Source organism: Alistipes ihumii AP11 (assembly GCF_025144665.1).
Classification (GTDB): Bacteria; Bacteroidota; Bacteroidia; order Bacteroidales; family Rikenellaceae; genus Alistipes_A; species Alistipes_A ihumii.
The window spans coordinates 2,515,792-2,541,632 of the sequence record NZ_CP102294.1 but is presented as its reverse complement, the minus strand read 5'-3'; the positions used below and the strand labels follow the sequence as shown (position 1 = coordinate 2,541,632).

Here is a 25,841-nt window from a genome sequence, read left to right as displayed (position 1 = left end):
GCGGTAAATAAGGTTCTGATCGTTCCCGAACGGACCCGGAGCGTTCCCCGGTCCGGCGTTACTGTCTGACGGGCACGATCTCGAAAAGCTTGTTCCAGTTCTTGCCCGTCACGAAGATGCGTCCGGTCTTCGCGTCGTAGGCGATCCCGTTCAGCACGTCGGTCTGCGCCGTCACGTCGGCGGGAGAGAGCAGCCCCGCCAGATCGATTACCCCGACGACGGCCCCGGTACGCGGATCGATCCGGATCACCGTATCGGTCGTATAGACGTTGGCCCAAAGTTCTCCGTCGATCCACTCCAGTTCGTTGATATAGGGGACTCTGCTCCGGTCGGTACAGACTTCGATCGTGCGAACCGTACGGAACGTCTCGGGATCGATCACGCGGATTTTCTCCGTGCCGTCGCTCTGATAGAGAGAGGTCCCGTCCGTAGCGAGTCCCCAACCCTCGCCCCCGTAACCGAACTCGCCGACGCGTTCGAACGTCTTCAAGTCGTAGACGAATCCCTTGTTGCTGCGCCACGTCAGCTGATAGAGCTTGCCGCCGAGCAGCGCGAGCCCCTCGCCGAAATAACTGTCGTCGAGCGGGACGCTCCGTACGACCCGCCCGTCCGTAAGATCGACCTGACGAAGCGTCGATCCTCCCTCGAGTCCCGTGCTTTCGTACAGGTATCCGTCGTGCCAGAGCAAGCCTTGCGTATAGGCGGTCCGGTCGTGCGGGTAGACATTCCTCACGCGATGCCCGTACAGCACGGGCGCCTTGCCGGCCAGCACGGCGAACTCCCCGCTGCGCGAGTCGCTCCGCCCTTCCCGGTACGCGACCACCTTGTACAAGACCTTTCCGGTAGGATGCGCCGCAGAGACTTCGTACGGGTATCCCGCCGTGTCGAGAGCGGCCACGCGCCGCTCGCCCATGTAGAGCACGACGCTGTCGGCCTCGGCTCCGGCACGGAGCCGGAAACCGATCCGCTGGACGCTTCCCTGCGGCACGGTCGCGCCATACAGAGGCGAGACGCCTTCGATAAGCGAGATATTTTTCCGCGTCGCCCTCTCCGCGGGGGCGCTGCGTTCTCCGGCACTCGAACCGCCGCAGCCGCACAACAGACCGCAAAGCGTCGCGGCAACGGTCAACACGCTTTTGCTCACGTTCATAAAATAGGCATTCCTTTAGGTTACAAAGGTACGAAAAATTAGTATCTTTGCCTCACCGGCGGCGAAAACGGCGGTGAGGAGACAAGTTCCCGCCCGCTGCGCGAAACTCGAACAACCGACAGATTGTCAGTACAATGGGTTCGAGCAAAAAGACGCAAAAACGAAACAACACGATAAAATTTTAACGAATAATGCTGACGATAAAGCAAATCCGGGAAAACAGGGCCTACACGATCGAGCGTCTGGCCGTCAAGGGCGTAGACGCCGCCGAGGCCGTCGACCGAATCGAGAAGCTGGACGACGAACGCAAGTCGATTCAAGCGCGGCTGGACGGCAATCTGGCCGAACAGAACGCCATAGCGAAAGAAATAGGCATGCTTTTCAAGCAGGGCAAAAAGGACGAAGCCGAAGCGGCCAAGGCACGCACGGCCGCGCTGAAAGAAGCATCCAAAGAGCTCGACGGGCGGCTGCGCGACGTGGAGGCGGAGCTCAACGCCGAAATCGTCAAGTTGCCCAACTTTCCGAACAAGGACGTGCCGCACGGCCTGACCGCCGCCGACAACGTCGTCGTGCGGACGGGAGGAGCGACGCCCGAGCTGCCCTCCGACGCGCTCCCGCACTGGGAGCTGGCCCGCAAGTACGACATCATCGATTTCGAGCTGGGCGTGAAGCTGACCGGAGCGGGCTTCCCCGTGTACAAGGGACAGGGATCGGCCCTGCAGCGCGCGCTGATCTCGTTCTTTCTCGACTGCAACACGGCGGCAGGATATACCGAAATCATGCCTCCGCTGATGGTCAACGAAGCCTCGGGCTTCGGAACCGGCCAGTTGCCCGACAAGGAAGGCCAGATGTACCACGTGACAGCGGACAATTTCTACCTGATCCCGACGGCCGAAGTTCCCGTGACGAACATCTACCGCGACGTGATTCTCAGCGAGTCGGACTTTCCGGTCAAGATGACCGCCTATACCCCCTGCTTCCGGCGCGAGGCCGGCTCCTACGGCAAGGACGTGCGGGGATTGAACCGCCTGCACCAGTTCGACAAGGTCGAAATCGTGCAGATCGCGCATCCCGACCGCTCGTACGAAGCGCTCGACGGGATGATCGCCCATGTGGAGAGCATCGTACGGAAGCTGGAGCTTCCGTACCGCATCCTGCGCCTGTGCGGCGGCGACATGAGTTTCACGTCGGCCATCACGTACGACTTCGAGGTCTTCTCGGCCGCCCAGCAGCGCTGGCTCGAAGTCTCGTCCGTGTCGAACTTCGAGTCGTTCCAAGCCAACCGGCTCAAACTCCGCTACCGCGACGCGAACAAGCGGACGCAGCTCTGCCACACGCTCAACGGCAGCTCGCTCGCGCTGCCGCGTATCGTAGCCGCGCTGCTCGAGAACAACCAGACGCCCGAGGGTATCCGCATTCCGGCCGCGCTGGTTCCCTACACTCGCTTCGATACGATCAAGTAAAGCAGGCTCGAAAGCCACTCCGATCGCCCCGAAAGCCGCTGAGTTTCCGGGGCGATCGGCTTTTAAGCCGGAAGCCGATCCGACTCGTCTTCCCCGGGCCCGCCTCGCATGCCCGAGGGACGAACCCGGTCCGGCGGGACCGCGCCAGACGCCATCGAACGCATAACGGACGGCACGCAAACGAACCGGGCGTCGCGCCGTTTTTCGACGGCACAGGACCGACCGTCGTTCAATGCGGTTCCGCACGAAACGCGGCCGGCTCAGACACGGCAGCATATTTGCAATTCCTCTCACCGACACTTAGCGAATAAAAACATGAAAAGAACATTCCTTTGGGCAGCACTGCTGCTGAACGGCACGGCGCCCGCGCTGGCATGCACCGGCATCTCCTTCACGGCCCGGGACGGGGCCTTCGTCACGGCACGCACGATCGAATGGGGCGAGAGCCCGCTGCCCAGCGGCTATGTCGTCATTCCCCGGCAGCACGAAACCGTCTCATACACGCCTACCGGAGCCAACGGTTTGTCGTTCCGCGCAAAATACGGGGCGGTCGGACTGACGATCGTCCGGGAAGAGTTCATCGCCGAGGGAATCAACGAAGCCGGACTGTCGGCCGGACTGTTCTACTTCCCCCATTACGGCAAATACCCGGCCTACGATTCGACCCGGAACGACCGGACGCTCTCGGATCTCCAGTATGTCGCGTGGATACTCTCGCAATTCTCCTCCGTAGACGAAGTCAAAGCCGCCACACAGACCGTACGGGTCGTATCGATCGATCCCTCCGTCGGCTCGACCGTCCACTGGCGCATCGCGGACGCGACCGGCAAGCAGGTCGTGCTGGAGTTCATCGACGGCGAGCCCCGCTTCTACGACAACGAAGTCGGCGTGCTGACGAACTCGCCCGACTTTCCGTGGCAGATAACCAATCTGAACAATTACGTGAATCTGCATCCGGGAAACGCCGAAGCGCAACGGATCGGAAACGTCCGGATATTCCCCTTCGGCGCAGGCTCCGGATTTCTGGGTATCCCGGGAGACGTCACCCCGCCCTCTCGTTTCGTCCGGATCGCGTTCTACAAAGCGACCGCCCCGGCATGCGGGACGGGACTCGACGCGGTATTGCAGAGCTTCCATATTCTGAACAACTTCGACATTCCGATCGGAATCGAGCACCCCGAAGGCCATGCTCCCGACATACCGAGCGCGACGCAGTGGACCTCGGCGATCGATCTGGCGAACCGCAGACTCTACTACAAAACGTCGTACAACAACTCGATCCGCTGCATCGACCTGAAGAAAATCGACTTCGCGCGGATCGGGTATCAGGCTCACCCTCTCGACACAATCCAGCAGCAGCCGATCGAGGAACTGAGCATATCGTAGCAGGAAAGCGCAGGCCGCAACGGCCATGCCGTATCCCGGACGAGGGCTACCCGCCGGGGCCAAAAGAGTATCCGCCGCAGCCACTACCGGCAGTCGCAGCGGATGCAGACCGACATTCCATACCGGGATGAACGAAAGGCCGGATAATCGCCCAAGCACGCCGGCATACGCAAAATTACCGACGCCCGGGAACGGCATATGCCCGCCCGGCAGCAGGCAGGGAACGAGCTCCGACCGACCCCAGAAACGCGGACAGCCGCAACAGGCGCCGATCAGCCCTTGTGCTTGAACAGGTAGGTCTTCGACTCGCTGCGAGTCAACAAACGACGTATATTCTTGCGATGCGTAAACAGTAGCAGCAGGGCGATCACGCAACCGAACACTACGAGCGAGACCGGAGGCTGCCGCTTCAGAATCAGGATGAATATCGGAAACGCTACCCCGGCGCTCATCGAGCCGAGCGACACGTAGTGCGTCAATCCGAAAACGACGGCGAAAACGATCAGGCAGAGCAGAACGGCACCCGGGTATACGGCCAGCACGGCTCCGGCCAGCGTGGCGACCCCCTTGCCTCCGCGGAAATCGGCGAACAGCGGCAGGATGTGCCCCGCCACGGCGGCGGCCACAAGCGCTATCTTCAGGTTGAACATCTGGCTGCTGCCGGCCTCGTAGCCGGACAAGTGCGCCAGCATGACGGCAGCGAAGCCCTTCAGTATGTCGATTGCGAAAACCGGCAGCGCGGCCCGCGCGCCCAACACCCGGAGCGTATTGGTCGCCCCGGCGTTGCGGCTGCCGTGTTCCCGGACGTCGATGCCGTAAAAACGCTTGCCGATCCATACGGCGCTCGGAATCGACCCCAGCACATAGGCCACCAGAATGAAAAATACGTTCAAAGCCATAAAACGTTCCGTTTGTAGCGCAAAGTTATGCAAAGATAGCTCTTTCGCCGGAACTTGTTTTCGGTTTTAACAAAATTGACTACTTTTGTTAATTATTCCGAATCCCTATGGAAATGGTATCGAAATTCTACGACAAGCTGCTTGCCCGGCAATCGCTGAGCTCGTGGTTCTGCGTCATTCTGGGCAGCGTGATCCTGTCGGCCGGCTTCGTGCTGTTCATGAACCCGTACAGGGTCGTTCCCGGAGGCGTGTACGGCACCGGTATCGTGCTGCACGCGCTCGTACCCTCGGTTCAGGTCGGAACGTTCGGTCTGATGCTCGACATTCCGCTGCTGCTGATCGGACTGAAAGTGTTCGGCCGGATGTTCGGCGTCAAGACGGTCTGCTCGGCCCTGCTGATTCCGGTAGTCATGAACGGCATGACCTACCTCATAGGGGAAAACCCGGCCACGATGTTCGGAGGCAACATGAACCTTTCGCAGGACATGTTTCTGGTCTGCATCTTCGGCGGCGTGTTTCTGGGCTGCGGTACGGGCCTGATCATCAAGGGGCATGCCACTTCGGGCGGAACCGACATCATCGCCATGCTGCTGACGCGCTACACGCGGATGCGCTTTTCGCGGGCCATCCTGCTCGTCGACTCGTGTATCATCGTCTTCGGTATGGTCGTTTTGGGCGACTGGCGTTTGCCGCTCTACTCGCTAATCACTATCTTTGTGTCGTCGCGGATCATCGACTACATCATCGACGGCCCCAGCTACGACAAGCTGCTTTTCATCATATCCGACCGTCAGGACGAAATCCGGGAATTCATCCTCGACAAGATGGACCGGGGAGGAACCTATATCAAGTCCACCGGCATGTATACCGCTCAGCAGCGCGACATGATCTTTCTGGTGGTGAGCCGCAACGAGGTGTCGATGCTCCAGAACATGATTCACCAGATCGATCCGGCGTCGTTCGTCGTGATCGTGGACGCATACGAAACCTACGGGGACGGCTTCAAGGCGTTCCCCGAAAAAAAATGACGACGACCCGATGGAATTCCGCCCAGAGAATCTCCGCTCGCTCCGTCCGCTCGCGGGCGACGGCAGCAAGCTCTATATCGAAACTTACGGCTGCCAGATGAACGCGGGCGACAGCGAAATCGTGCTGTCGATCCTCCAAGACGAAGGCTACCGTTACACCGAGCGCGTCGAAGAAGCCGACGTGATTCTGCTGAACACCTGCTCGATCCGCGACAACGCGGAACAACGCATTCGGTCCCGGCTGCGCGAACTGGGCCCTTTCAAGAGAAAAAAGCCCGGCGTACGGATCGGCATACTGGGTTGCATGGCCGAGCGGCTCAAGGAGCGACTGCTCGAGGGCGACAGTCCGGTCGACGTCGTGGCGGGACCGGACGCCTACCGCGACCTGCCCCGCCTCCTCCGGCAAGCGCGCGACGGAGCCCGGTCGGTCAACGTGCTGCTGTCGCAGGAGGAGACCTATGCCGAGATCTCGCCCGTGCGGCTCGACCGCAACGGCGTCAGCGCTTTCGTGTCGATCATGCGCGGCTGTAACAACATGTGCTCGTACTGCGTGGTGCCCTACACCCGGGGAGCCGAGCGTTCGCGCGACCCGCAGTCGATCCTGCGCGAGGTAGGAGAACTGTTCGGCGCGGGCTACCGCGAGGTGACGCTGCTCGGCCAAAACGTCAACTCGTACCGCTGGGAGCGCGACGGGAAGACGACCGACTTCGCGGGCCTGCTCGAGCAAGTGGCTTCCGTCGATCCGCTGCTGCGGGTGCGCTTCTCGACCTCCCACCCCAAGGACCTGAGCGACGAACTGCTCCACGCGATGGCCAGACATCCGAACATCTGCCGCGCCATTCACCTGCCCGCCCAGTCGGGCAACTCCCGGATACTGGAACTGATGAACCGCAAGTACACGCGCGAATGGTATCTCGGCCGAATCGAGGCGATCCGCCGCATCCTGCCCGACTGCGCGATCTCGACCGACCTGATCGCGGGATTCTGCACCGAGACCGAGCAGGAACACCGCGACACGCTGTCGCTGATGCGGGAGGTGGGCTACGAGTTCGCCTTCATGTTCAAATACTCGGAGCGGCCGAATACGAAAGCCGCGAGGCACATGGCCGACGACGTGCCCGAAAACGTGAAGACGGCGCGGCTGACGCAAATCATCGAGCTGCAGAACGAGCTGTCGCTCGAAAGCAACCGCCGCGACGTAGGCCGCACGTTCGAGGTGCTCGTCGAAGGAGTCTCCAAGCGACGCGACGACCAGCTGTTCGGCCGCACGTCGCAGAACAAGGTCGTCGTATTCGACCGAGGCACCCACCGGGCCGGAGAATACGTGACGGTCCGCATCACCGGCTGTACGTCGGCCACGCTGACCGGCGAAGCGCTTTCGGTCCGGGACGGCGGGATGCCCGGACACTGACCCTCTGCGGTTCCGGAACCGCGGAGGAACGCTGTCGGAATCGTCCGTGACGCCTGCCGATTCCTGCCGTACGGGAGACGAGACGGTATCCTCCGGCCGGAATTTCCCGGCGAGTATTTCATCTCACGAAACAGAGGCCGCGCGGCTCGTCCCGCACGCACTCCTTCCGCTCAAAACGGCCCGCCTTTTTTTGACCGGAAAGAATAATAATTATATATTTGCATCGTAATTTCTTTACAAAACTTAAAACAGAAGAAAATGGCTTACAAAATCAGCGAAGATACCTGCACCGCATGCGGTACTTGTATCGACGAATGTCCGGTTGAAGCGATCTCCGCAGGAGACGTTTACAAGATCGATCCCAGCGTCTGCACCGAGTGCGGAACCTGCGCCGACGTCTGCCCGACCGAATCGATTCACTTGGAATAAGTCCGAACCGACCGCAATAAAACCGTTCCTCGGGCGAGGAACGGTTTTATTGTATCCCGACCCGCTGCATACCGATGGATATGGAAAAAATCTACCGCAAAGCCCTCGCTCTCGATCTCCTGACCGCCGACGAAGCCCTCGTCCTTTATGAATCGGGGCCGCTGGACGAACTGATGTCGCTGGCATGGGAGCTGAGGCAAAAGCACGTGCCGGGCCGTACGGTCACATGGCAGATCGACCGCAACGTCAATATTACGAACGTCTGCATCTCGGGCTGCAAGTTCTGCAATTTCCACTGCAAGCCGCACGACCGGGAAAGGGCCTATGTGACGACGATCGACCAGTACGTGCGGAAAATCGACGAGACGCTCGCTCTGGGGGGCGACCAGTTGCTGCTGCAGGGCGGACTGCATCCCAAGCTCGGCATCGACTTTTACGAGAACCTGTTCCGCGAGCTCAAGAGGCTTTATCCCACGCTGAAGCTGCACGCTCTCGGCGCACCCGAGGTCGCCCACATCGCCCGCATCAGCTCGCTCGACGACGAGACGACGCTGCGCCGGCTGATGGACGCCGGCCTCGATTCGCTGCCCGGAGCCGGGGCCGAGATTCTCGATAACGGCGTGCGGCGGGCCATATCGCCCGGAAAGCCCGACGCCGACCGCTGGCTGTCGGTCATGCGCACGGCCCACCGGCTCGGGCTGCCCACGTCGGCCACGATGATGTACGGCCACGTCGAGACGCCGCGCCAGCGCGTCGAGCACCTGATCAAGATCCGCGACCTGCAGGCCGAATGCCCTCCCGGCCGGTACGGATTCGTCGCCTTCATCCCGTGGATTTTCCGCAGCAGCGGAACCCGGCTCGAAAAGGAAGGCGTCGACGCCTTCTTCTCTCCGCTCGAATACCTGCGCATCATCGCGCTGAGCCGCATCGTGCTCTCCGATATCCGCCACATACAGGCATCCTGGCTCACCGTAGGCAAGCAGACGGCTCAGATCGCCCTGCACGGAGGAGCCGACGACATGGGCTCGATCATGATCGAGGAAAACGTCGTCTCGTCGGCCGGAGCCCGCAACCGGCTCGATGCCGAAGGCATCCGCCGCGCGATCCGCGAGGCGGGTTTCACGCCCCGGCTGCGAGACCAGCTCTACCGGTTCAGGGAATAGGCAGGAATTTCCGTCCTTTGTCGGCCTTCTCCGTCAGCCTTCGTCGCTCCGAACAAGAAAAAAGCGTTCCAATGAAGCCGGATTCCGCCGCCTCCGGAATAAACCGGATCGTACGAAACCGACCTTCCGGCTCCGAAACGGGGATGAAAGAGCCGGAAACCTACGGAGGCGAGATCAGTTCCGTATCCATGTGCCGTCTTTGCTGTTTAGCACAGTCTTTGCAATAATCCACGCATACATTTTCCACTAAAAAACGCAAGACGATGAAACAGGAGACTGCGGAGGTTCTGAACCTCGACGTACAAAAACTGACCGAAATGCTGAACCAGGCGCTGGCCGAAGAATGGCTCGCCTATTACCAATACTGGGTCGGGGCCCGCGTCATGGAGGGCCCGATGCGCAGCGAGATCGAGTCGGAGCTGCTCGAGCATGCCGACGAGGAGCTCGAACATGCTGGGAAACTGATTACGCGCATCATTCAGCTCGGCGGAACGCCCGTGCTGAGTCCCGACGAGTGGACCCGAATGGCGCGCTGCCGGTACGAAGTTCCCAGCGACCCGTACATCGAAACGATCCTCGAGCAGAACCTCCGCAGCGAGCGCTGCGCGATCAAGCGCTATCAGGACATCGCCGACTTCACGAGCGGCATCGACTATACGACCGCCAAAATGGCCGTCGAGATACTCGAAGACGAGCTCGACCACGAGGAAGATATACTCTCTTACCAGCACGATATCGCCGCTCTGAAAAGAACGATCGACAAGATGATCCGATAGTCTCGGACTCGGCCGACGCCGGTCGGGGCGCTCTCCGTTCGCATCGGGGAACGCTCCGACCGCCGTTTTTTCGGGAAGCGCCGAAATCTCCGAGCGAAAGCGCGGTTTTCCGTACGAGGAAAAACGTATCTTTGCATCGTACAAAACCGCATGCCATGAAATACCTGTTCTTGCACTACCCCGCCTGCGGCACCTGTCGCAAAGCGGCCCGCTGGCTCGCCGAGCACGGCGTGGAAGCCGAATCCCGCGACATAGTCCTGTCGAACCCCGGACGCGACGAACTGTCGCAGTGGATCGCCACGAGCGGACTGCCGGCACGCAAATTCTTCAACACGAGCGGACAGCGCTACAAGGAACTGAATCTGAAAGAAAAAGTCGCCAAAGCGTCGGACGGGGAGCTGATCGCTCTGCTTGCGACGGAAGGAAAGCTCGTCAAGCGACCGTTGCTCGTCGGCCCCGACTTCGTGCTGGTAGGCTTCCGCGAGGAGCAATGGCAGGAAAAACTGCTCGGCCGCTAAACGGCAACAGTCTACGGCCGCTCCCAAAGCCGTGCGGCCGAGTCAGCCGAAGCCTTCCGACCCTATCCGCCTTGCAGAATAAGCATCCCTCCGAAGCTTTCCCTGCAGAAAAGGCGTAATTATGCTGTGCAACGGATACCGTCACGCGCCCGCGCTTTCCCTGCATCGTACCGGCGGACCGGAACACTGCCCGGACAATGCCCGCGAAGGCATGCCTAAAGTCTACATATAGCCAAGGTCCGGCATTCCGATTGTTATCCTATGCCGGCACATTCTCCTGCCGGAAGAGGATTCGCGCCGCTCCGCCTTAGTCCGGCACGAATAAGGAAAGGCCGGTTCTTATGTATCCGGCACAGCATAGCCCCGTAACGATCCGGACACGACTGTCGCCAAGCATGTTGCGACCGTTCGACCCGTTCCGGGAAACCATGCACGATACGACCGGACTGTCTCCGTATATCGAGACGGACTTTCGCTACGGCCGGAAACCCGTCTCGATCTCGTCCGAAGGCATCTGCCTACCCCACCCGAAGTTCAGCCTCCCGAGCCATTCGGACGCAAATCGCCGAAAGAACGGACTATCTATGAATACGGATAGCCCGAATGTACAGCGGGGCCCCGTCCGTTCCATCGATGTCGAACCGCATCCGGCCTCCAGCGCTACACGCATCGGGAAACTTTTCCAGCACGGACGCCTTTCCCTCGCTCAGATCGAACGTAATAGGAGTCCAATCGGAAGCCGCAGGGAACGAAAGCCCCGGGATCGATCCTCCGGCAATTATTTTGAGAAAAAGCTCTACGGTACCGCCTTTTTCGCATTTGTATTCGAAAGAAAGATGGTTTTCGTCCGAAGCGATCGCCCGACTCCTGGCCGCCGTATGAATATACGGATCGACGCCGCCCTTTTCAGCCTGCAACAGATAGGCGAACCCGGTTTCGTAACTGAAATAATCCGTCAAATCCTCGAACCGTTCGAGATCGGACCGGGGCTCCTGCAGCTCGATGAACAGAGCCGAAGCCAGCTCGTTTTCATGGGCGTTTCGCTCCCGCATATGCAACTGCTTTATCTCCAACACGGCACCGGCACCTCCGCCCAGCAACAGCTGCATGCGCGAGCCGATACTGCCCCATCCGCACTGCTCGACCGCCTGCCCCATATCGAATTCGTAGAGGCGCCAGTCGGAAGAAGCGGTCAGCGGCTCGATCCGGACCGGAGTCTGCGAATCTTCGTCGAGAACGACCGAAAGAGGCACGTCCCGATCGCTCTTGTACATGAAGGTCAGCACCGGACCGGGTATAGCGGCAGCTATGCGCTGCGTAGTCACCGACGCCTCGCCGCTTGTCGCGGTCCAGCGGTAGGTGTAGCCCTCCGACGGCGACGATTCGAGCTCCTCGACCGCGACTCCGCTGCTCTCCTTCACGTAGAGATAACCTTCAGGAAAACCGCTGTCGTCGATTTCCCAGCCGTCGGTCCGTATCGCATCGAACGCGCTGCGAATCTCCTCTACCGTCCCTATATACAGATAAACGTCGTACTCAAGCACCAGCCCCTTCGCGACGGCGAAGTTACGGATCGGGGCGAAATAGGAACATCCGCCTCCGGTCGGCCCGGAAGGCCCGTCGAAACGATAAGTCGTCGAGAGCGGCGTGCCCGGCGTATACACGCCTATGCCCCAGTCGCTGTCGTCGACATAAGCGGCCCAATGTTCGGTCCGCGTCCGCTCCTCGTTCGGCCAGCCCGGCACGTCCCTGCGCAGCGGACCTCCGGTCCAGGGCGAGGAACCGTCGTAGTAGACCAGATTCTTCAGGGCATAATCGACGAAAACGGCCGGCATCTCCTGACTGGTAGCCGGATGATCGGTCGCCCCGGGCCCGGTGTTGCGGAACGTATAATGAATGCGGGCGATCCGGCCGTCGAGCGTGATGCGCTCTTCCATCTCGCAGTCCGTCACGGCCTCGCCGGTCGCCCAATGAACGGGCGTCGAGACGACGCGAATACTGTTCTCGGTAATCTCCTGAGAAATAACCCGGGCTTTCTCTCCGCGACATCCCCCGCCCTGAATCGGATTCCATACCCAGCTTTGGCCGTTCCAATCGCTGCCGTCGGCCTCCCCGTAATAAGACTGTTGGATAAACCGGCCCTCGTCGGCATGATTGAGCAGATTGCGCTTCGTATTCACTTCGGAAAAATGGAAAACGGCTCCGCCGCGATCCATATCGACGCCGAGCTGAACGATCCCGTTGTTGATATAGGTCCCGTTCACACCCTCCTCGGGCCAAGGTCCGACATGCGGAACGGCCTTGACCGAGACGGAATCCGAGCGCCGGCCGTCGGCATACACGGCGGTCACGGAAAAAGCGTATTCGGTTCCGTTGGCCAGTCCGTCGACGACCAGATAGTTGAACCCGACGTGCATCGTCCTCTGCCCTCCGCCCGGATTCCAGCGGACATCGTACTCCAACAAACCGTCGCTTACGGGTTCCGTCCAGCGCAGAGCGACCTGTCCGTCCCCCTCTTGAGCAGTCAAGTTTTCGGGAGCGGGCGCCGGAAGCGGCTCGCCTCCCCCGGTCCGATCCTCGGTACAGCAAACGAGCGCCAGGCAGGCCGCCATCAAGCAGAAAACACATAACAAACGCTTCATAGCACGAAATTTAAAAAACGTAAACGGATGCGCAGGCCCCTCGTCCGAAACCGGATCGAAAAACGGGCGGCTTCGTGAACAAAAATAGTAAATTCCCCATAAAAAGCAAGTATAACGGACAGATCGTCCGCACCTTTCACGGACCGCATCGTCACAGCCGGCCGATGCCGCAACGGCAGAAAAACGCGCAACAAGCCGGCCCGGCAAACGCGGTTCCGCCGGATCGTCTGCACTCGAACCGCCCCCCCGTAAAGCCTCGCGGAACGTCCGGTCGCCTGCACATAACGAGTTCGCCGTCGAACAGCCGGACTGCTCGACGGCGAACTCTATTCGGACGTCCGTCGCAATTCCTTACGGAACCTCAATTGACTTTCTTGCGGTCGTCTTCGCTCTCGTCAGGTGCCATTTCGATCTGCAGGGCGACCATGCGGATCGCCGCCATAGCGGCCTCGTCGCCCTTGTTGCCGTACTTGCCCCCGGCCCGGTCGATCGCCTGCTGCAGATTCTCGGTCGTCAGCACGCCGAAAGCCACCGGCATGTTCGACGATAGCATCAGCTGGGTCACGCCCTGCGTCACGCCCTGACACACATAGTCGAAATGACGGGTTTCTCCTTGAATGACGCAGCCCAGCACGATCACGCCGTCCACATCGGTATACTCGGCGAAATACTGGGCTCCGAGCGCCAGTTCGAATGTTCCGGGAACTTCCTTGACGATGATATTCTGCTCCTCGCAACCCGCCGCGCGCAGCGTACGGACGGCCCCTTCGAGCAGAGCGCCGGTAATCTGCGGATTCCACTGGGAAACGACGATTCCGAACTTCATGTCGGCTGCCGACGGCAGCTGCGGGTCGAGCCGGGAGAGATTTCTGTGTATTGTTGCCATATCGCTTTTCATAAAAAAGGTTGCCGCCTTGCGGCCGCAACCTTCGGATTATCGAAATGATCGCAAGGCGCGTCGGCCTTACATCTGCTGCTGGATACGCCCGATATACTTCTGTATGTCGCGCGCCTCCATGCTGGCGGGATAGTCGTCGCTGATCCTCTCGTAGGCAGCCAGGGCCTTGGCGTAATCGCCGAGCTTCTCGTACACGCCTCCCGCCTTTTTCAGATAGTAGGGTGCCGAAAGCGAGTTGTCGCTCGCAGCAACGGCCTTCTCGTACATCCGGACCGCCTCGGCGTAATTCTCCAACTGCGCGTAAGCATCGCCCTGCAGGCCGCAGTTCTGCGCGGCCAAAAGCGCCTCGGGAACCGACTTGGTCGAGGCGGAATATTCCTTCAGGTAATCGAGTGCCCGCTGATACTCGCCCAGCCTCAGATAGCAAATTCCGGCATAGTGACGTGCCAAATTGCCCTCGTCGGTCGAGCCGTAGCGGTCGATCACCTCGAGGAACCCGGCGAAGTTGCCGTCGCCGTTGAGCGCCAGCGCGAACGAGTCGACGGCGAACTGCTGCTCGGCTACGAACATCATGGCCGCCGCCTTTTCGGCACGCGGACCGGAGATCAGGTACTTATATCCGAAAAAACCGCCGACCACCACGACCACCACGATCAGCGCCGTAAGCAACGAGCGGCCGTTGTTCATGATAAAACCCTCGACCCGGCCGATAGCCGACTGAATAGCCACTTCGGGATCCTCGGTCTGCGATTTGTGTTTCTCCGTCATAATTGCTTCAGAAAATTAAAGTGAAAGACATACTGAAATGCAAAAGTAACTTTTTTTGGCGAATATAAAACTATTCCGCCCCTTTTTGTCGTTATTTTTAGACGCCGGCTCTTCCGCCCGCCCCGTTCTTCCGCCGTCGGAGGACGACGGCCCCCGGCTGCTCCGAAGCAAGGACCGGCCTTGGACGTTGCCGAAAAAATGCCTACCTTTGATCGCGGTCGCGGGCGGATTTCCCCCGGCAACACTTTCTGTCCCCACATGTACCTTCAGCGACTTTCCCTGATCGACTTCAAGAACGTCGGCGAGGCCCAGATCGAGCTCTCGCCGCAGATCAACTGCATGGTCGGCGACAACGGGACCGGCAAGACGAATCTGCTCGACGCGGTCCACTACCTTTCGATGTGCAAGAGCGCCTTCGGCCTGTCCGACACCCAGTGCGTGCGGCACGGCAGCGAGGCGTTCCTCGTGGACGGTCGCTACGGCGAGCCTGCGACAGATCGCACCGAGCGTATCGTATGCTCGTTCAAGAAAGGAGGCCAAAAGAAGCTTTGCCGCAACGGCAAGGAGTACGAGAAGCTGTCGGACCACATCGGCCTGATTCCGCTGGTTCTGGTCACGCCGTCCGACACGGCGCTGATCAACGAGTCGGGCGAGGAGCGCCGCAAATACCTCAACAGCTTCATCTCCCAGCTCGACCGCGAATATCTCTCGGCGCTGGTGCGGTACAACCGGCTGCTGGCCGAGCGCAACAAGCTGCTCAAACGGCAGCAGTCGCCCGGATTCGAGGAGCTGATCGAGGTCTTCGACGCGCAACTTTGCCCGCTCGCCGCGACGCTTTGGCAAAAGCGGAAGGAGCTCGTCTCGGAACTCGCCCCCGTCGTGGCCGGGTATTACGCGGCGCTGTCGGGCGACCGCGAGCGGGTCGGCCTCGGCTACCGCTCGGAGCTCAACGAGCGTCCGATGGACCGGATCCTGCGCGAGACGGCCCAGCGGGACCGGATCAACCAGTTCACTTCCGGGGGCGTACACCGCGACGACATGCTGATGAGCATAGGCGACTACCCGCTGCGCAAATACGGCTCGCAGGGACAGCAGAAGTCGTTTCTGGTCGCGCTGAAGCTGGCGCAGTACGACATCGTGGCCGCTCGGTGCGGCTCCCGGCCGATCCTGCTGCTGGACGACATATTCGACAAGCTCGACCTGCAACGGGTCGGCGAGCTGATCCGCATCGTAGCCGACAAGCGGTTCGGCCAGATACTGATTACGGACTGCAACCAAACGCGGCTCGAAGGCATATTGCGCGAAAGCGGGTGCGCGTACAAGCTGTTCCGGGTATCCGGAGGAATCGTGGAGGAATCATGAGGCGCAGGGACCCCGTACGCATAGGCGACGCGCTGAACGACTTTTTCAGCTCCACGCCCGTCATCGCCCGCAAGATCGCCGAGGCGAAGATTCCCGACCTGTGGCCCGTTCTGGTGGGAAACGTCATCGCCTCCTATACGACGAAAATCGAGCTTCGGACAGGCGGACGCCTGTTCGTTCATCTCAGCTCGTCGGTGGCGCGCAACGAGGTATTCATGCGGCGTTCCGCGCTGATGGACGCGATCAACGAGGCCTCGGGCATCCGGATCGTATCGTCCGTCATCGTCAAATAGCTTTTCGCCCGCACACAAAACGCCATGCCCTTCGGCCCCCGTTCCGCGCCGCGCGGTCGAGGCTCTTCCGCGGTAAAAAACGGACCGTGCAGGAACGCTCTTTCCTGCACGGCCCGAAAAAGATCGGCCGGAACGGGACCGTGCCCGAAGGCTTGCCCCGAGAGCTGCCGGCCGTATCACTTCTCCTCTATCAGAGAAGCGTAATCGGCCCACTTTGCCCGATAGGTCGCTCCGGTCCCTTGAGGAACATAGATTTTATAGGACACCGGATCCCACCCGCCGGGCTTCGGGAACACGCCCCGCTGTCCGCTCTCCAGCACGGGAAAATCGCCGGAGGAAATATCGTCGAACAATACGGTAACCGACTCCAGCGTCATCTGATCCCAGCTGCTTCTCGTATTGAACGCCATGTCGCCGATACGCCGGATGCCCCGGCCGATGACGACCCTCTTCAACGCCGTGCACTCGGCGAACGCCCGCTTCGCGATCTCGGCGACACCGTCGCCTATGACCGCTTCTTTCAGGCCGGTACAATAAACGAAGGCGGCCTCGCCGACGTAAGTCACGCTGGCAGGTATATCGATCCTCTCCAGCGCGCTGCAACCGTCGAACGCGTTGTATCCGATCGACTCCAGCCCCTCGGGCAGGACGATCTCTTTCAGACGATCGCAATAGGAGAAAGTCCTCAACTCCAATTCCCGGATTTTATTTCCCTCGAAAACGACCTTCTCCAGCGGCGAGCCGCCGTTGCTTTTCCCCTCGAACGCCGAAGCGCGCAACAGCTCCACGCTCCCGGGAATGACGACTTCGGTCAGCCGGGTCTTGGAAAATGCGAACTGGTCGATCTCGACGAGCGTTTCCGGCAGGACGATCTCCTCCAGCCCGCTGTTATTGAACGCATTGCTTCCTATATACTCGATCCCCTCGGGCAAGGTCAGGCTTTGCAGCGCGGTCTCTCCGCCAAAAGCGCCGGGCTCCACTTGCGTTACCGTGCCCGTATAGCCCCACTTCCCCTCTCCGGTAACCGGATCATAGGAACTCAGCCCGTCGACAAACTCGCATTCCTTGCCCCGGAAATACGGATCGCCGGGGAAAGACTCGTTCGTCACGCGCAACTGCTCGGTCGCCCGGTAGCGAATATACTTCGCTTGCTTTACGACCAGCTTGCGCATGATGGTGCGCTCATCGTCGGATGCGAAAACCAGAATCTCGCTCTGCGGATCGGCGACCGCCGCCGGATCGTCCGGCGCAGAGACGAGGATTCTCCTGTCGCCCTCGTCCACGGAGACCTTGTAAGCGCTGTGCGAAATGCACTCGATGGCGACCTGCGCTCCGGCAGGCGTCAGCTCGTAACGAACTTCGGCCGTTTCTCCCGCCCCGCAGGCGATCTCCATCTCCTTCACCTTTTCCGTATCCGATTTTTCGAACAGCAGGTCGAACTTCTCCCGGTAGCGCGGCAATCTGATCCGTTCCCCGGTCTCGGCCAGCGTCAGAACAACAAAGTCCGGATCGGAAACGTCGATGTCGCTGAACATCGAATCGCCGTCCTGACCGGGCCGTCCGTCCTCCCCCATAGCCTGACCCAACTGCACCCAGTTGTCGTCGTCTCCGTAGGAAACGTACCAGTAGCCGTTCTCGATCTTCAGCTTCGGCGTGTTTCCGTCGTCGCCTTTGTCGCCGGCGGTCCCTTTCAGAGAGGCGAGCCATTCCTCTTCCGTACCCCGATAACCGTTTTCCACGGCCAGTTCATAAGCGGACCGGCCGTTGTTGCCGTTAAGCGAGGCCAGCCACTCCTCGAGCGTGCCCCGGTAGCCGTTCTCCACGGCCAGCTCGTAGGCAGACCGACCGTTCTGGCCGGTATTGCCCTTGAGCGAGGCGAGCCATTCTTCTTCCGTTCCCCGATAGCCGTTTTCCACGGCCAGCTCATAGGCAGACAAACCGTTATTGCCGCTGAGCGAAGCCAGCCACTCCTCGAGCGTACCCCGGTAGCCGTTCTCCACGGCCAACTCGTAGGCAGACCGACCCGCCGGCCCCTGCGCCACGACCCGGTCGCCGCGACTGTCCTCCAGCCACTCGCCGTCGAGCGTCCAATAGTAAAGGCCGTCCGTGTCCTGTTTCACGCCGATCACGGGAGTCGCTCCGCTCTGTCCGTCCTTCCCGTGATAGATCGTAACGGGACCGCTCCGGCTGAAAGAGATCGTGTAGCCGATCGTCTCGCCGTTCTCCACGACGGGAGCCACGCCGGTCACGTAGTCATTGGCCTGCAACGCTTCGACGATCCGCTGCAACGAGACGATATTGGTATTCATCCGATCGCACAGCCTCTCCAGCGCGGCCAGACGCGAGCCCATATCCTCGTTCTTGTTCCACATGGCCACTTCGTCGTACTCCGTGCAGGACGCCAAGGACATCAGGCCGAAAATCAAAAGGGTTACTATCTTTTTCATCACGCTCTCCGAATTTAGAAATTAACGCCCGTCCTGATCAGGAAGCAGCGGTTCCTGACGTTTTTGTATCCGATCATCCGGCTGTCGTTCCCGTACACCGTGTCGGACTTGTCGATATCGATCAGTCCGGCCTCGTAAGCGATTCCGAGACTGAAACGGCTGAACGTCAAGTCCACGCCGCACGAGAATCCCATGTCGTGACGCGAGAATCCTCCCTGACTTCCGAAAACGGACACCGCCTCCCGGCCGATTTTGCGCTTGCCGCCCACGCCGACGGCATAATAGAGTCCCGCCCCGGGTACGACGGCCCAGCGCCTGCCCAAGGAAACGGCATAGTCGATGCCCACGGGAATCTGCAAGTAGCTCATTGTGGTACGGCTGTCGTCGAATCCGTTGATCTCGTATCCCTTGCCGACGAAAGTCAACCCCGTCCGGAAATAAAACGGCAACCGCCGGCTCAGCCCGACCCGATAGGTCATGCCCGCCTCGTAACCCGGTCTCGTCGAAGAGGAGAGCCCGTAAGAGGCAATCCACGAAGCGCAGTATCCCGCATGCAGTCCGATGACGTGCTTAGGAAACGGATGAACCGGACCGGAAATTCTCTCCATGGGCGACTCGGCAGGCAGCGCCGTCGCATGGGAGACCGAACCGTCGGCCGAGCCGGTCGCATCGGGCCGAGGAGCCTCGCCGTTTCCGGATATGCCGGACACCGTTCGCTGCGGTTCTTTCTCGGGGCCTTTCGCCTCGACGCACAGATAGAGAGCGGTATTGCTGCTGTTGCGCAAATCGGGGAAAAAATGTTCCAGCATGTGTCGGTAAGGCTCTCCCCCCTGCAAATCCATCAGCCGCTTTTTCCGCCCGTCGACGATCTTGCCCTCGGCGTCGTATATCCATACGGGCGTACGATCGAGAATATCCAGCACCTCGCTGCGGTAGGAAACGTCGGAAGCGGCGATCCGTTCCCGAAGCATCCCCCATGCGATGCCCTCGGCATGGTGCTCGACCAGCGCAGCAGGAACGTTTCCCTCGCGGACAAGGTAGGCTTTGAGCTCCTCCGCCCGGCGCTCCGACAGCCGCTCGTTGGCTTTCGCCGTCCCGTCGGGGGAGGCATACGAGCGGATAACGATCTTTCCGACGCGGTTCTCTTTCAGCGCCCTGTCGACCGAATTCAGGAAACGATCCAGCCGCGCGCGGTTATCCCGGAACGACGGATCGACGTCATGAAAGCCCCGACGGTAGAAAACCCGCATCGAGTCCACCGCTTTCTGAGCTTGCACGTTGCTCGCGGCAAGCACGAACGCGAGCCATAATAACAGACATTTTTTCATTCGGCGTCATTTTAACGTTGTCGTCTTCTCGTCCGCCTATTGCGGCGGATAAACACGTTGGAATACAGTCCGGTATGACTGCAAAAGGCATACGGGTATCCTATTTATTCCTTCGTTTTTACAAGTGACGCGATCAAAGCTCCGTATGAAGCGGAGGAAGATTTCCTCATGAGCCTAAAAAACCTATAGATACGCCGATTTTTTGTTTTTTATCGTCGTTTTTATATTTTTGCAGTTGTAAACCAACGATTTAACGAACATATAAATCGAATCCGAGTAAGGGCTGTCGGAACGATTCCGGCAGCCCGTTTCGCAACTCGGCAACGGGAAACGACAAGCGAGAAACGCATTGCAGAAACTTAACCGGCAGCAGGGGAAGCGATCGCAATCGAACAAAAAACAAACTGCAACGCACAGAAAACCGCCGAACGAAAGCTCAACGGAAAAGACAAGGGTACGGGAGAACGGCAAGGTCAACGTTTCCTGCGGACGGAGCTTTCACTATATGCGCCTGACAGTCGTCAGGAAGGGAAAAGACAGGACCGAATCCGGAGACTTTTCATCGTTCTCTTTGCGAGCATCGCTGCCGACGGACGGAATCGTCGCCGGACGGGCGATCCCCCAAACCGCACAAAAAAGCAACAGATCGATTTCTCGATCTGTTGCAGTTTTCGATAGGCTATTCCGGAGGAAAGCCTTCCGACAGTCGTTTTCCGCCTGCCGGACTATTTCTTAGCCTCTACCGGCTGAATGTCAAGCAAGTCCACGTCGAAAACGAGAACCGAATTGGCCGGAATGCGACGGCCCATCGGACGGCTGCCGTATCCCAGATTGGAAGGCACCCACAACTTGATCTTGCCGCCTTTGCCGATCATCTTCAGGCCCTCGGCCCATCCGGGAATCACGCGGGCCATATTCAGCTTGGTCGTGTCGCCTTCGGCGGCACGATCCTCGATGACATTGCCCTTGCGGTCGGACAACTTGTAGGCCACGAATACATTGTCGGCCGAATCGGGCTTCGCACCCTCGCCCTCGCGTACGATCTCGTACAGCAGACCGGACTCGGTTTTCTTCACATTCTTGTTATCCTTCTCGACCTGAGCCAGGAAGTCCGCGTTGGCCGCGCTGTCGATACGCGGCTTGCGCACCATGTAATACTCCTGAATGAAGTCCATGGCCTGCTGACGGGTCATCACCGAAGTGTCGCCCTTGGCTACGTCTTTCATCGCAGCGACGACGGTAGCCAGATCGAACTTCATCTCCATGACGCTGTCCATGTTCTTGACGTACTCGCCGAGCTCCATGCCCATCGTATAGGCCAGCGTGTCGGTTACGTTCTTGAGATTTCCTCCCTTGGTGCCGCACGAGCTGAACACGAGAGCTGCCGCGCCGCCTAAAATAAGTAACTTTTTCATTTTCTTAACCAATCATTATTTGAATTGAATTGTTTCTCGCTTCCGCGTACCCGCGCGCCTTCCGACTTCGCGGCGGGAATGCAAACATAAGCAAATTAAGTGAATAATACTGCATATTCGAAAAAAAACATCGAATTATTTTACTCCGTCTCCAAAGCTTTTCCCCTCATCAGAAACCTCATGCCCAACAAGCTGACTCCGATCGCGGAGAACGACGCCGCCAGCACGGCGATCTTTCCCGACGCCACGTAGACCGGATCGCCGAAAGCCAGCGTATTGATGAAAATCGACATCGTGAACCCGATTCCGCCCAGACACGAGACGGCCAGCAGGCCGCGCCACGTAGCCCCTTCGGGCAGCGCTCCCCATCCGAGCCGCACGCACAGACGGCTCAACAGGAAAATGCCCAGCGGCTTGCCGAGCACCAGGCCCAGAAAAACGCCCAGTCCCTGTCCGGAAGCCAGCACCCGCAAATCGCCCAGCCCGTCTACCGTCACGCCGGCATTCGCCAGCGCAAAGACCGGCATGATGAAAAACGCGACCGTATGATGCAGCCCGTGCTCCAGCCGCTGAGACGGACTGATCGACTGGAGGGCCACCCGGCTCAGCCGCTCCAGGTCCTCCATCTGCGCGCGGTTGGACAACACCTCGGCCCCCTCCCGGTCGTGCCGGCGGAAGTCGTCCATGCAATGACGGCTCTTGTAGCCGAAATAGCGCTTGGAATAGCGAGGCGTCGCAGGAATCGTCATCGCGATCAGCACGCCCGCAATCGTCGCATGGACGCCCGAATGAAGGAAAAGCACCCACAGCAGGATACTCGGAATCAGGTACAGGCACATCCGGTAGACATTCAGCCGGTTCAGCACGAGCAGCAGGGCGAATACCCCTCCGGCCGCCGCCAGCAGGCCGTAATCGATCCCCGTCGAATAGAAAACGGCGATCAGCACGATCGCCCCCAGATCGTCGACGACGGCCAGCGCCGTCAGGAACACTTTCAGCGAAACGGGCACGCGGGGACCGAACAGCGACAGCACGCCGAGCGCGAAGGCGATGTCCGTCGCCGTCGGCACGCCCCATCCCACGGCATACGGCCCCGACGGATTGATCGCGAAGTAGATCAGCGCGGGAAAGACCATACCGCCCAGCGCAGCGGCCAAAGGAAGCGCGGCCTGCCGGAGGCCCGACAGACGGCCGGCGATCACTTCCCGTTTGATCTCCAGCCCGACGTAAAAGAAGAAAACGGCCATCAGCCCGTCGTTGACCCACGCCTCGAGCGGCTCGTCGAGGGAGAAACCGTCGAAACCGATCCGCAGACGGGCTTCGAGCAGATGGTGATAAGCGGACGCGGTCCACGGAAGATTGGCCAGCACGAGCGCCAGCACCGTAAACAAGATCAGCACCACGCCTCCGGCCCACGGGCTGCGGACAAATTTCCGTAGCCGGGCAAGGCGGTTGTAGAAATTGCGCTTATGCCTGAAATCGAATGCTCTGGTCATCGCTCCGGTATATTCCGGTTCTCGCACCATGCGAGCCGGCGCTCAGGCCTTCCGCCACGCAAAAGGCGTTCCACAGATACTGTTATCGTACGAATGCCGCCCGCCCCCGAACGATCCGGACCTCAACGCTCCGCATCCGGCCGACCGCACCGCCCTACCATAAGACGCCCGTCACTCCGACGACAGCGCGAACAGGCAGAGCTTGTACAGCATTCTCGCTCCCACGTTGGCGTCCCACTCGTCATCTCCGGAAGGAGCCGGAGCCACTTCGCACAAGTCGAACCCGACGATCCGGCGCCCGGACGCCGCGACGCGCGACAACAGATAGACCGCCTCGTCGAAAGTCAGCCCTCCGGGCACGGGCGTTCCCGTATGGGGGCAATACTGCGGGGTCAGGCCGTCGATGTCGAAGCTCACGTACACTTGCTGCGGCAACCGGGCGACGATCCGTTCGCAGAGGGAATGCCAGCTTTCGCCGGCGAACTTCGAGGCCGACAGCCCCGGTCCGTCGAACATCGTCACGCGCGGATCGTCCGCCGCCAGACGGGCCTCCTCGTCGCAGAAGTCCCGGACGCCGACCTGCACGAGCGACGCAAGAGACGGAGCCTCGCGCAGCGCGTTGAACATAATCGAGGCGTGCGAGCGCACGAAGCCCTCGTAGGCTTCCCTCAGGTCGGCATGCGCGTCGACGTGCAGAATGCCGAGCCCCGGATGCCTCTCGGCGACGGCCCGGATCAGCCCGAGCGGCACGCTGTGCTCCCCGCCGACCACGCCCACCGTCTTGCCGGCATCCAGCCAGCGGCTGGCCTCGGCGTACACTTCGGCCTCGAGCCTCTCCGCCCCTTCGTTGACGCGCCTCAGCCGCCGGCGCAGCGATTCGCTGTCGGGCGATCCGCCCGTCTCCCAATGCTCGATCACGCGACGCGCCTCTTCGCGCAGCATCCGGCTGCGCAGCGGCCATGTATCGTCCAGTTCGGCCGTGCCAATCCCCCGTTTCCATACACCCGGACAATGCACGTCGTACAAGTCGACCTGCAAGGACGCGTCCAGTATCGCCCCGGGACCGAGCGCCGTCCCTTCGCGGTAGGACACGGTGACGTCCCACGGCACGGGAATCAGCACCAGAGAGGATTCCTCCGGCGCAAAGGGCAATCCGAAATAGTTGCCGTTGGCTATGCCCGGACCGTTCGGATCGAAACCGTCCGGGATACGGGCCGTTTTTTTCTCTTCCATAATCGTCGCTTCTGATCCGGCAGCGGCCCGAAACCCGTCGTTTCGCGCCGGGCCGCCGGCAAGGCAAAGTTAGCAAAGATAAACGATCCGTCCTACTCCCGATTCCCCGGCCCGATCCTCAGCCGGAACGCGGCCGCGCCGCCGATTCGTTTCCGGAGCGTACAATACGACGGCGCTCCGTTCCGTTCTATAGACAGATTTCCGATAGCGTTGCGATAACGGGGTCGGGGAATTTTTTTCATAATCATTACATTAAGTTGGGTGACCCCGCCGCGAGCTTTCGCGGCGGGGTTTTTCACTGCAAATCCGGCGAACGAAACGGTGTTCTTCAATCCGGATATTCCGTAGCGGGAGCACGCCGCAGGCCCGATCACCGCGCACTCCGAAACCGGCCTCGATCTTCCGGCCATCTTCCCATGCGCCGCCCATCCGGAACGCCTAAGGAGCGCGAGCCCGCAGAAACGCTCCCGGGGCAAACAAGTTTCGGAAGTTATTGCTACCTTTGCGGGCACGATAAATGCAGAGCGCTCAGGAGATGACCGACAAACCCCATATCATTGCCGACTGCGACATTCCGTTCCTGAAAGGCGTACTGGAACCCTATGCCGACATGGAGTACCTCAAGGGAAGCGAAATCTCGCACGCCGACGCCTTGCGCGCCGACGCGCTGATTATCCGCACCCGCACCCGCTGCGACGGACGCCTGCTCGACGGGACCCCGGTCAGGCTGATCGCCACGGCCACGATCGGGCACGACCACATCGACTCTCCGTACTGCCGCGAACACCGGATCGAAATCCGGACGGCGGCGGGATGCAACGCCCGGGGCGTACTGCAATACGTGATGGCCGCGCTCGCAGCGCTGGCCCGGCGCGACGGCTGGACTCCCGCCGGCAGGACGCTCGGCGTCGTAGGGGTCGGAAGCGTCGGATCGCTCATCGCCCAATACGGCGAGCACTTCGGATTCCGGGTGCTGCGCTGCGACCCGCCCAAAGCGAAGCAGGACCCGGCAGGCGACTACACGGAACTGAACGAAATGCTGCCCCAATGCGACATCGTCACATGCCACGTGCCGCTGAGCGTCAACGGCGACTACCCGACGAAAGCCATGGCCGACGCGAGCTTTTTCGCATCGATGAAGCCCGGCGCCGTGTTCGTCAACACCTCGCGGGGCGGGATCGTCGTCGACGAGGACCTGATCGAGGCCCGCCGCTCGGGCCGGCTGTCGCACGCCGTGATCGACACATGGAACGACGAACCGCACATCAGCCGCGACCTGCTCGGACTGGCCTCGCTGGCCACGCCCCACATCGCCGGCTATACCGTTCAGGGCAAAGCCGCCGGAACGGCCGCTGCGGTCCGCGCCGTCAGCAGACACTACTCGATGCCGCTCGACGACTGGTACCCGCCGCAGGTAACGCCCGGCAAGCCCGACCCGTCGATCGGATGGGAGCGGATGAGCAGCGCGATGCCCCGCTACTTCGACATCGAGGCCGAAACTTCCCGGCTCAGGGCGCACCCCGAACTGTTCGAGACGATGCGTAACAATTACCGCTACCGAAACGAATTCTTCTGACGGACTCCGCCGCGCCGCAACGGCCTTTTCCGCCGCAGGCAGGACCGCTGAAACTCCCTTAAGGTCCGCCGGCAGCTCGCGGCCCGCAGAAATCTTACGCGAGGAACCGGCGCCAAGACGGGAAACGCTTTATTGGGAAATAATTCATACCTTTGCGCAA

Annotated in this window: 21 protein-coding genes; 11 read left to right on the top strand and 10 right to left on the bottom strand. The window is 60.4% G+C overall.

The features are described 5' to 3' along the window. Nucleotides 1–58: 58 nt before the first annotated feature. Entirely contained in the window at nt 59–1,150 is a 1,092-nt protein-coding gene (locus tag NQ491_RS10255) for a glutaminyl-peptide cyclotransferase (protein ID WP_019245646.1), read from the bottom strand. 191 nt (nt 1,151–1,341) lie between these two features. Between NQ491_RS10255 and serS the strand changes: the two genes are divergently transcribed. Continuing rightward, on the top strand, nt 1,342–2,613 hold the full coding sequence (gene serS / locus NQ491_RS10250; protein WP_019245647.1) for a serine--tRNA ligase: 1,272 nt from the start codon (nt 1,342–1,344) through the stop codon (nt 2,611–2,613). A 315-nt stretch (nt 2,614–2,928) separates the two neighbouring features. Beyond that, nucleotides 2,929–3,999, top strand: coding sequence for a linear amide C-N hydrolase (locus tag NQ491_RS10245; protein WP_034282901.1), 1,071 nt, complete (start codon nt 2,929–2,931; stop codon nt 3,997–3,999). 272 nt (nt 4,000–4,271) lie between these two features. Here NQ491_RS10245 and plsY read toward each other — a convergent pair whose 3' ends face one another. Next, on the bottom strand, nt 4,272–4,898 hold the full coding sequence (gene plsY, locus NQ491_RS10240; RefSeq protein WP_019245649.1) for a glycerol-3-phosphate 1-O-acyltransferase PlsY: 627 nt from the start codon (nt 4,896–4,898) through the stop codon (nt 4,272–4,274). Nucleotides 4,899–5,005: 107 nt separating this feature from the next. Here plsY and NQ491_RS10235 point away from each other — a divergent pair, with 107 nt between their 5' ends. The 6 genes from NQ491_RS10235 (at nt 5,006) to NQ491_RS10210 (ending at nt 10,223) form a co-directional block, all read left to right on the top strand. Then, nucleotides 5,006–5,926 (top strand): YitT family protein, encoded by a 921-nt coding sequence (locus tag NQ491_RS10235; RefSeq protein ID WP_019245650.1) that lies wholly within the window; start codon nt 5,006–5,008, stop codon nt 5,924–5,926. A 10-nt stretch (nt 5,927–5,936) separates the two neighbouring features. Next, entirely contained in the window at nt 5,937–7,337 is a 1,401-nt protein-coding gene (miaB, locus tag NQ491_RS10230) for a tRNA (N6-isopentenyl adenosine(37)-C2)-methylthiotransferase MiaB (RefSeq protein WP_019245651.1), read from the top strand. Between the two features lie 258 nt (nt 7,338–7,595). Then, nucleotides 7,596–7,766, top strand: a complete 171-nt coding sequence (locus NQ491_RS10225) for an indolepyruvate ferredoxin oxidoreductase subunit alpha (protein WP_019245652.1) — start codon at nt 7,596–7,598, stop codon at nt 7,764–7,766. A gap of 80 nt (nt 7,767–7,846) precedes the next feature. Next, a complete protein-coding gene (locus tag NQ491_RS10220; protein ID WP_019245653.1) occupies nt 7,847–8,929 on the top strand; it encodes a CofH family radical SAM protein in 1,083 nt (360 codons plus the stop codon). Between the two features lie 263 nt (nt 8,930–9,192). Beyond that, entirely contained in the window at nt 9,193–9,705 is a 513-nt protein-coding gene (locus tag NQ491_RS10215) for a ferritin-like domain-containing protein (RefSeq protein ID WP_019245654.1), read from the top strand. A 155-nt stretch (nt 9,706–9,860) separates the two neighbouring features. Continuing rightward, nucleotides 9,861–10,223 carry an arsenate reductase family protein gene (locus NQ491_RS10210; RefSeq protein WP_019245655.1) on the top strand — a complete coding sequence of 121 codons (363 nt, stop codon included), beginning with the start codon at nt 9,861–9,863 and terminating at the stop codon, nt 10,221–10,223. Between the two features lie 578 nt (nt 10,224–10,801). On the opposite strand, the gene NQ491_RS10205 is transcribed toward NQ491_RS10210, so the two are convergent. The 3 genes from NQ491_RS10205 to NQ491_RS10195 form a co-directional block, all read right to left on the bottom strand. Further along, nucleotides 10,802–12,865: a fibronectin type III domain-containing protein gene (locus NQ491_RS10205; protein WP_081587408.1), complete on the bottom strand. Its 2,064-nt coding sequence runs from the start codon at nt 12,863–12,865 to the stop codon at nt 10,802–10,804. Between the two features lie 361 nt (nt 12,866–13,226). Beyond that, entirely contained in the window at nt 13,227–13,751 is a 525-nt protein-coding gene (gene ribH, locus NQ491_RS10200) for a 6,7-dimethyl-8-ribityllumazine synthase (RefSeq protein ID WP_026089611.1), read from the bottom strand. A gap of 78 nt (nt 13,752–13,829) precedes the next feature. Beyond that, on the bottom strand, nt 13,830–14,531 hold the full coding sequence (locus NQ491_RS10195) for a tetratricopeptide repeat protein (RefSeq protein WP_019245658.1): 702 nt from the start codon (nt 14,529–14,531) through the stop codon (nt 13,830–13,832). 258 nt (nt 14,532–14,789) lie between these two features. On the opposite strand from NQ491_RS10195, the gene recF reads away from it, so the two are divergent. Together recF and NQ491_RS10185 are read left to right on the top strand one after the other, a co-directional pair. Further along, on the top strand, nt 14,790–15,893 hold the full coding sequence (gene recF, locus NQ491_RS10190; RefSeq protein WP_019245659.1) for a DNA replication/repair protein RecF: 1,104 nt from the start codon (nt 14,790–14,792) through the stop codon (nt 15,891–15,893). After that, nucleotides 15,890–16,186 (top strand): DUF721 domain-containing protein, encoded by a 297-nt coding sequence (locus NQ491_RS10185; RefSeq protein WP_019245660.1) that lies wholly within the window; start codon nt 15,890–15,892, stop codon nt 16,184–16,186. Before recF ends, NQ491_RS10185 begins: the two co-directional genes overlap by 4 nt. Nucleotides 16,187–16,362: 176 nt before the next feature. On the opposite strand, the gene NQ491_RS10180 is transcribed toward NQ491_RS10185, so the two are convergent. The 5 genes from NQ491_RS10180 to NQ491_RS10160 all read right to left on the bottom strand — a co-directional run bounded on the left by NQ491_RS10180 (nt 16,363) and on the right by NQ491_RS10160 (nt 24,105). Beyond that, complete coding sequence (locus NQ491_RS10180) at nt 16,363–18,633, bottom strand: leucine-rich repeat protein (protein ID WP_019245661.1); 2,271 nt, start codon at nt 18,631–18,633, stop codon at nt 16,363–16,365. 14 nt (nt 18,634–18,647) lie between these two features. Continuing rightward, on the bottom strand, nt 18,648–19,961 hold the full coding sequence (locus NQ491_RS10175; protein ID WP_019245662.1) for an outer membrane beta-barrel protein: 1,314 nt from the start codon (nt 19,959–19,961) through the stop codon (nt 18,648–18,650). Between the two features lie 725 nt (nt 19,962–20,686). Beyond that, on the bottom strand, nt 20,687–21,376 hold the full coding sequence (locus tag NQ491_RS10170; RefSeq protein WP_081587409.1) for an FKBP-type peptidyl-prolyl cis-trans isomerase: 690 nt from the start codon (nt 21,374–21,376) through the stop codon (nt 20,687–20,689). A gap of 140 nt (nt 21,377–21,516) precedes the next feature. Next, complete coding sequence (gene nhaA, locus NQ491_RS10165) at nt 21,517–22,872, bottom strand: Na+/H+ antiporter NhaA (protein WP_019245664.1); 1,356 nt, start codon at nt 22,870–22,872, stop codon at nt 21,517–21,519. A gap of 171 nt (nt 22,873–23,043) precedes the next feature. Further along, nucleotides 23,044–24,105, bottom strand: a complete 1,062-nt coding sequence (locus NQ491_RS10160) for an agmatinase family protein (protein ID WP_019245665.1) — start codon at nt 24,103–24,105, stop codon at nt 23,044–23,046. 535 nt (nt 24,106–24,640) lie between these two features. Between NQ491_RS10160 and NQ491_RS10155 the strand changes: the two genes are divergently transcribed. Beyond that, nucleotides 24,641–25,681 carry a 4-phosphoerythronate dehydrogenase gene (locus tag NQ491_RS10155; protein ID WP_026089612.1) on the top strand — a complete coding sequence of 347 codons (1,041 nt, stop codon included), beginning with the start codon at nt 24,641–24,643 and terminating at the stop codon, nt 25,679–25,681. The last annotated feature ends 160 nt before the right edge of the window (nt 25,682–25,841 follow it).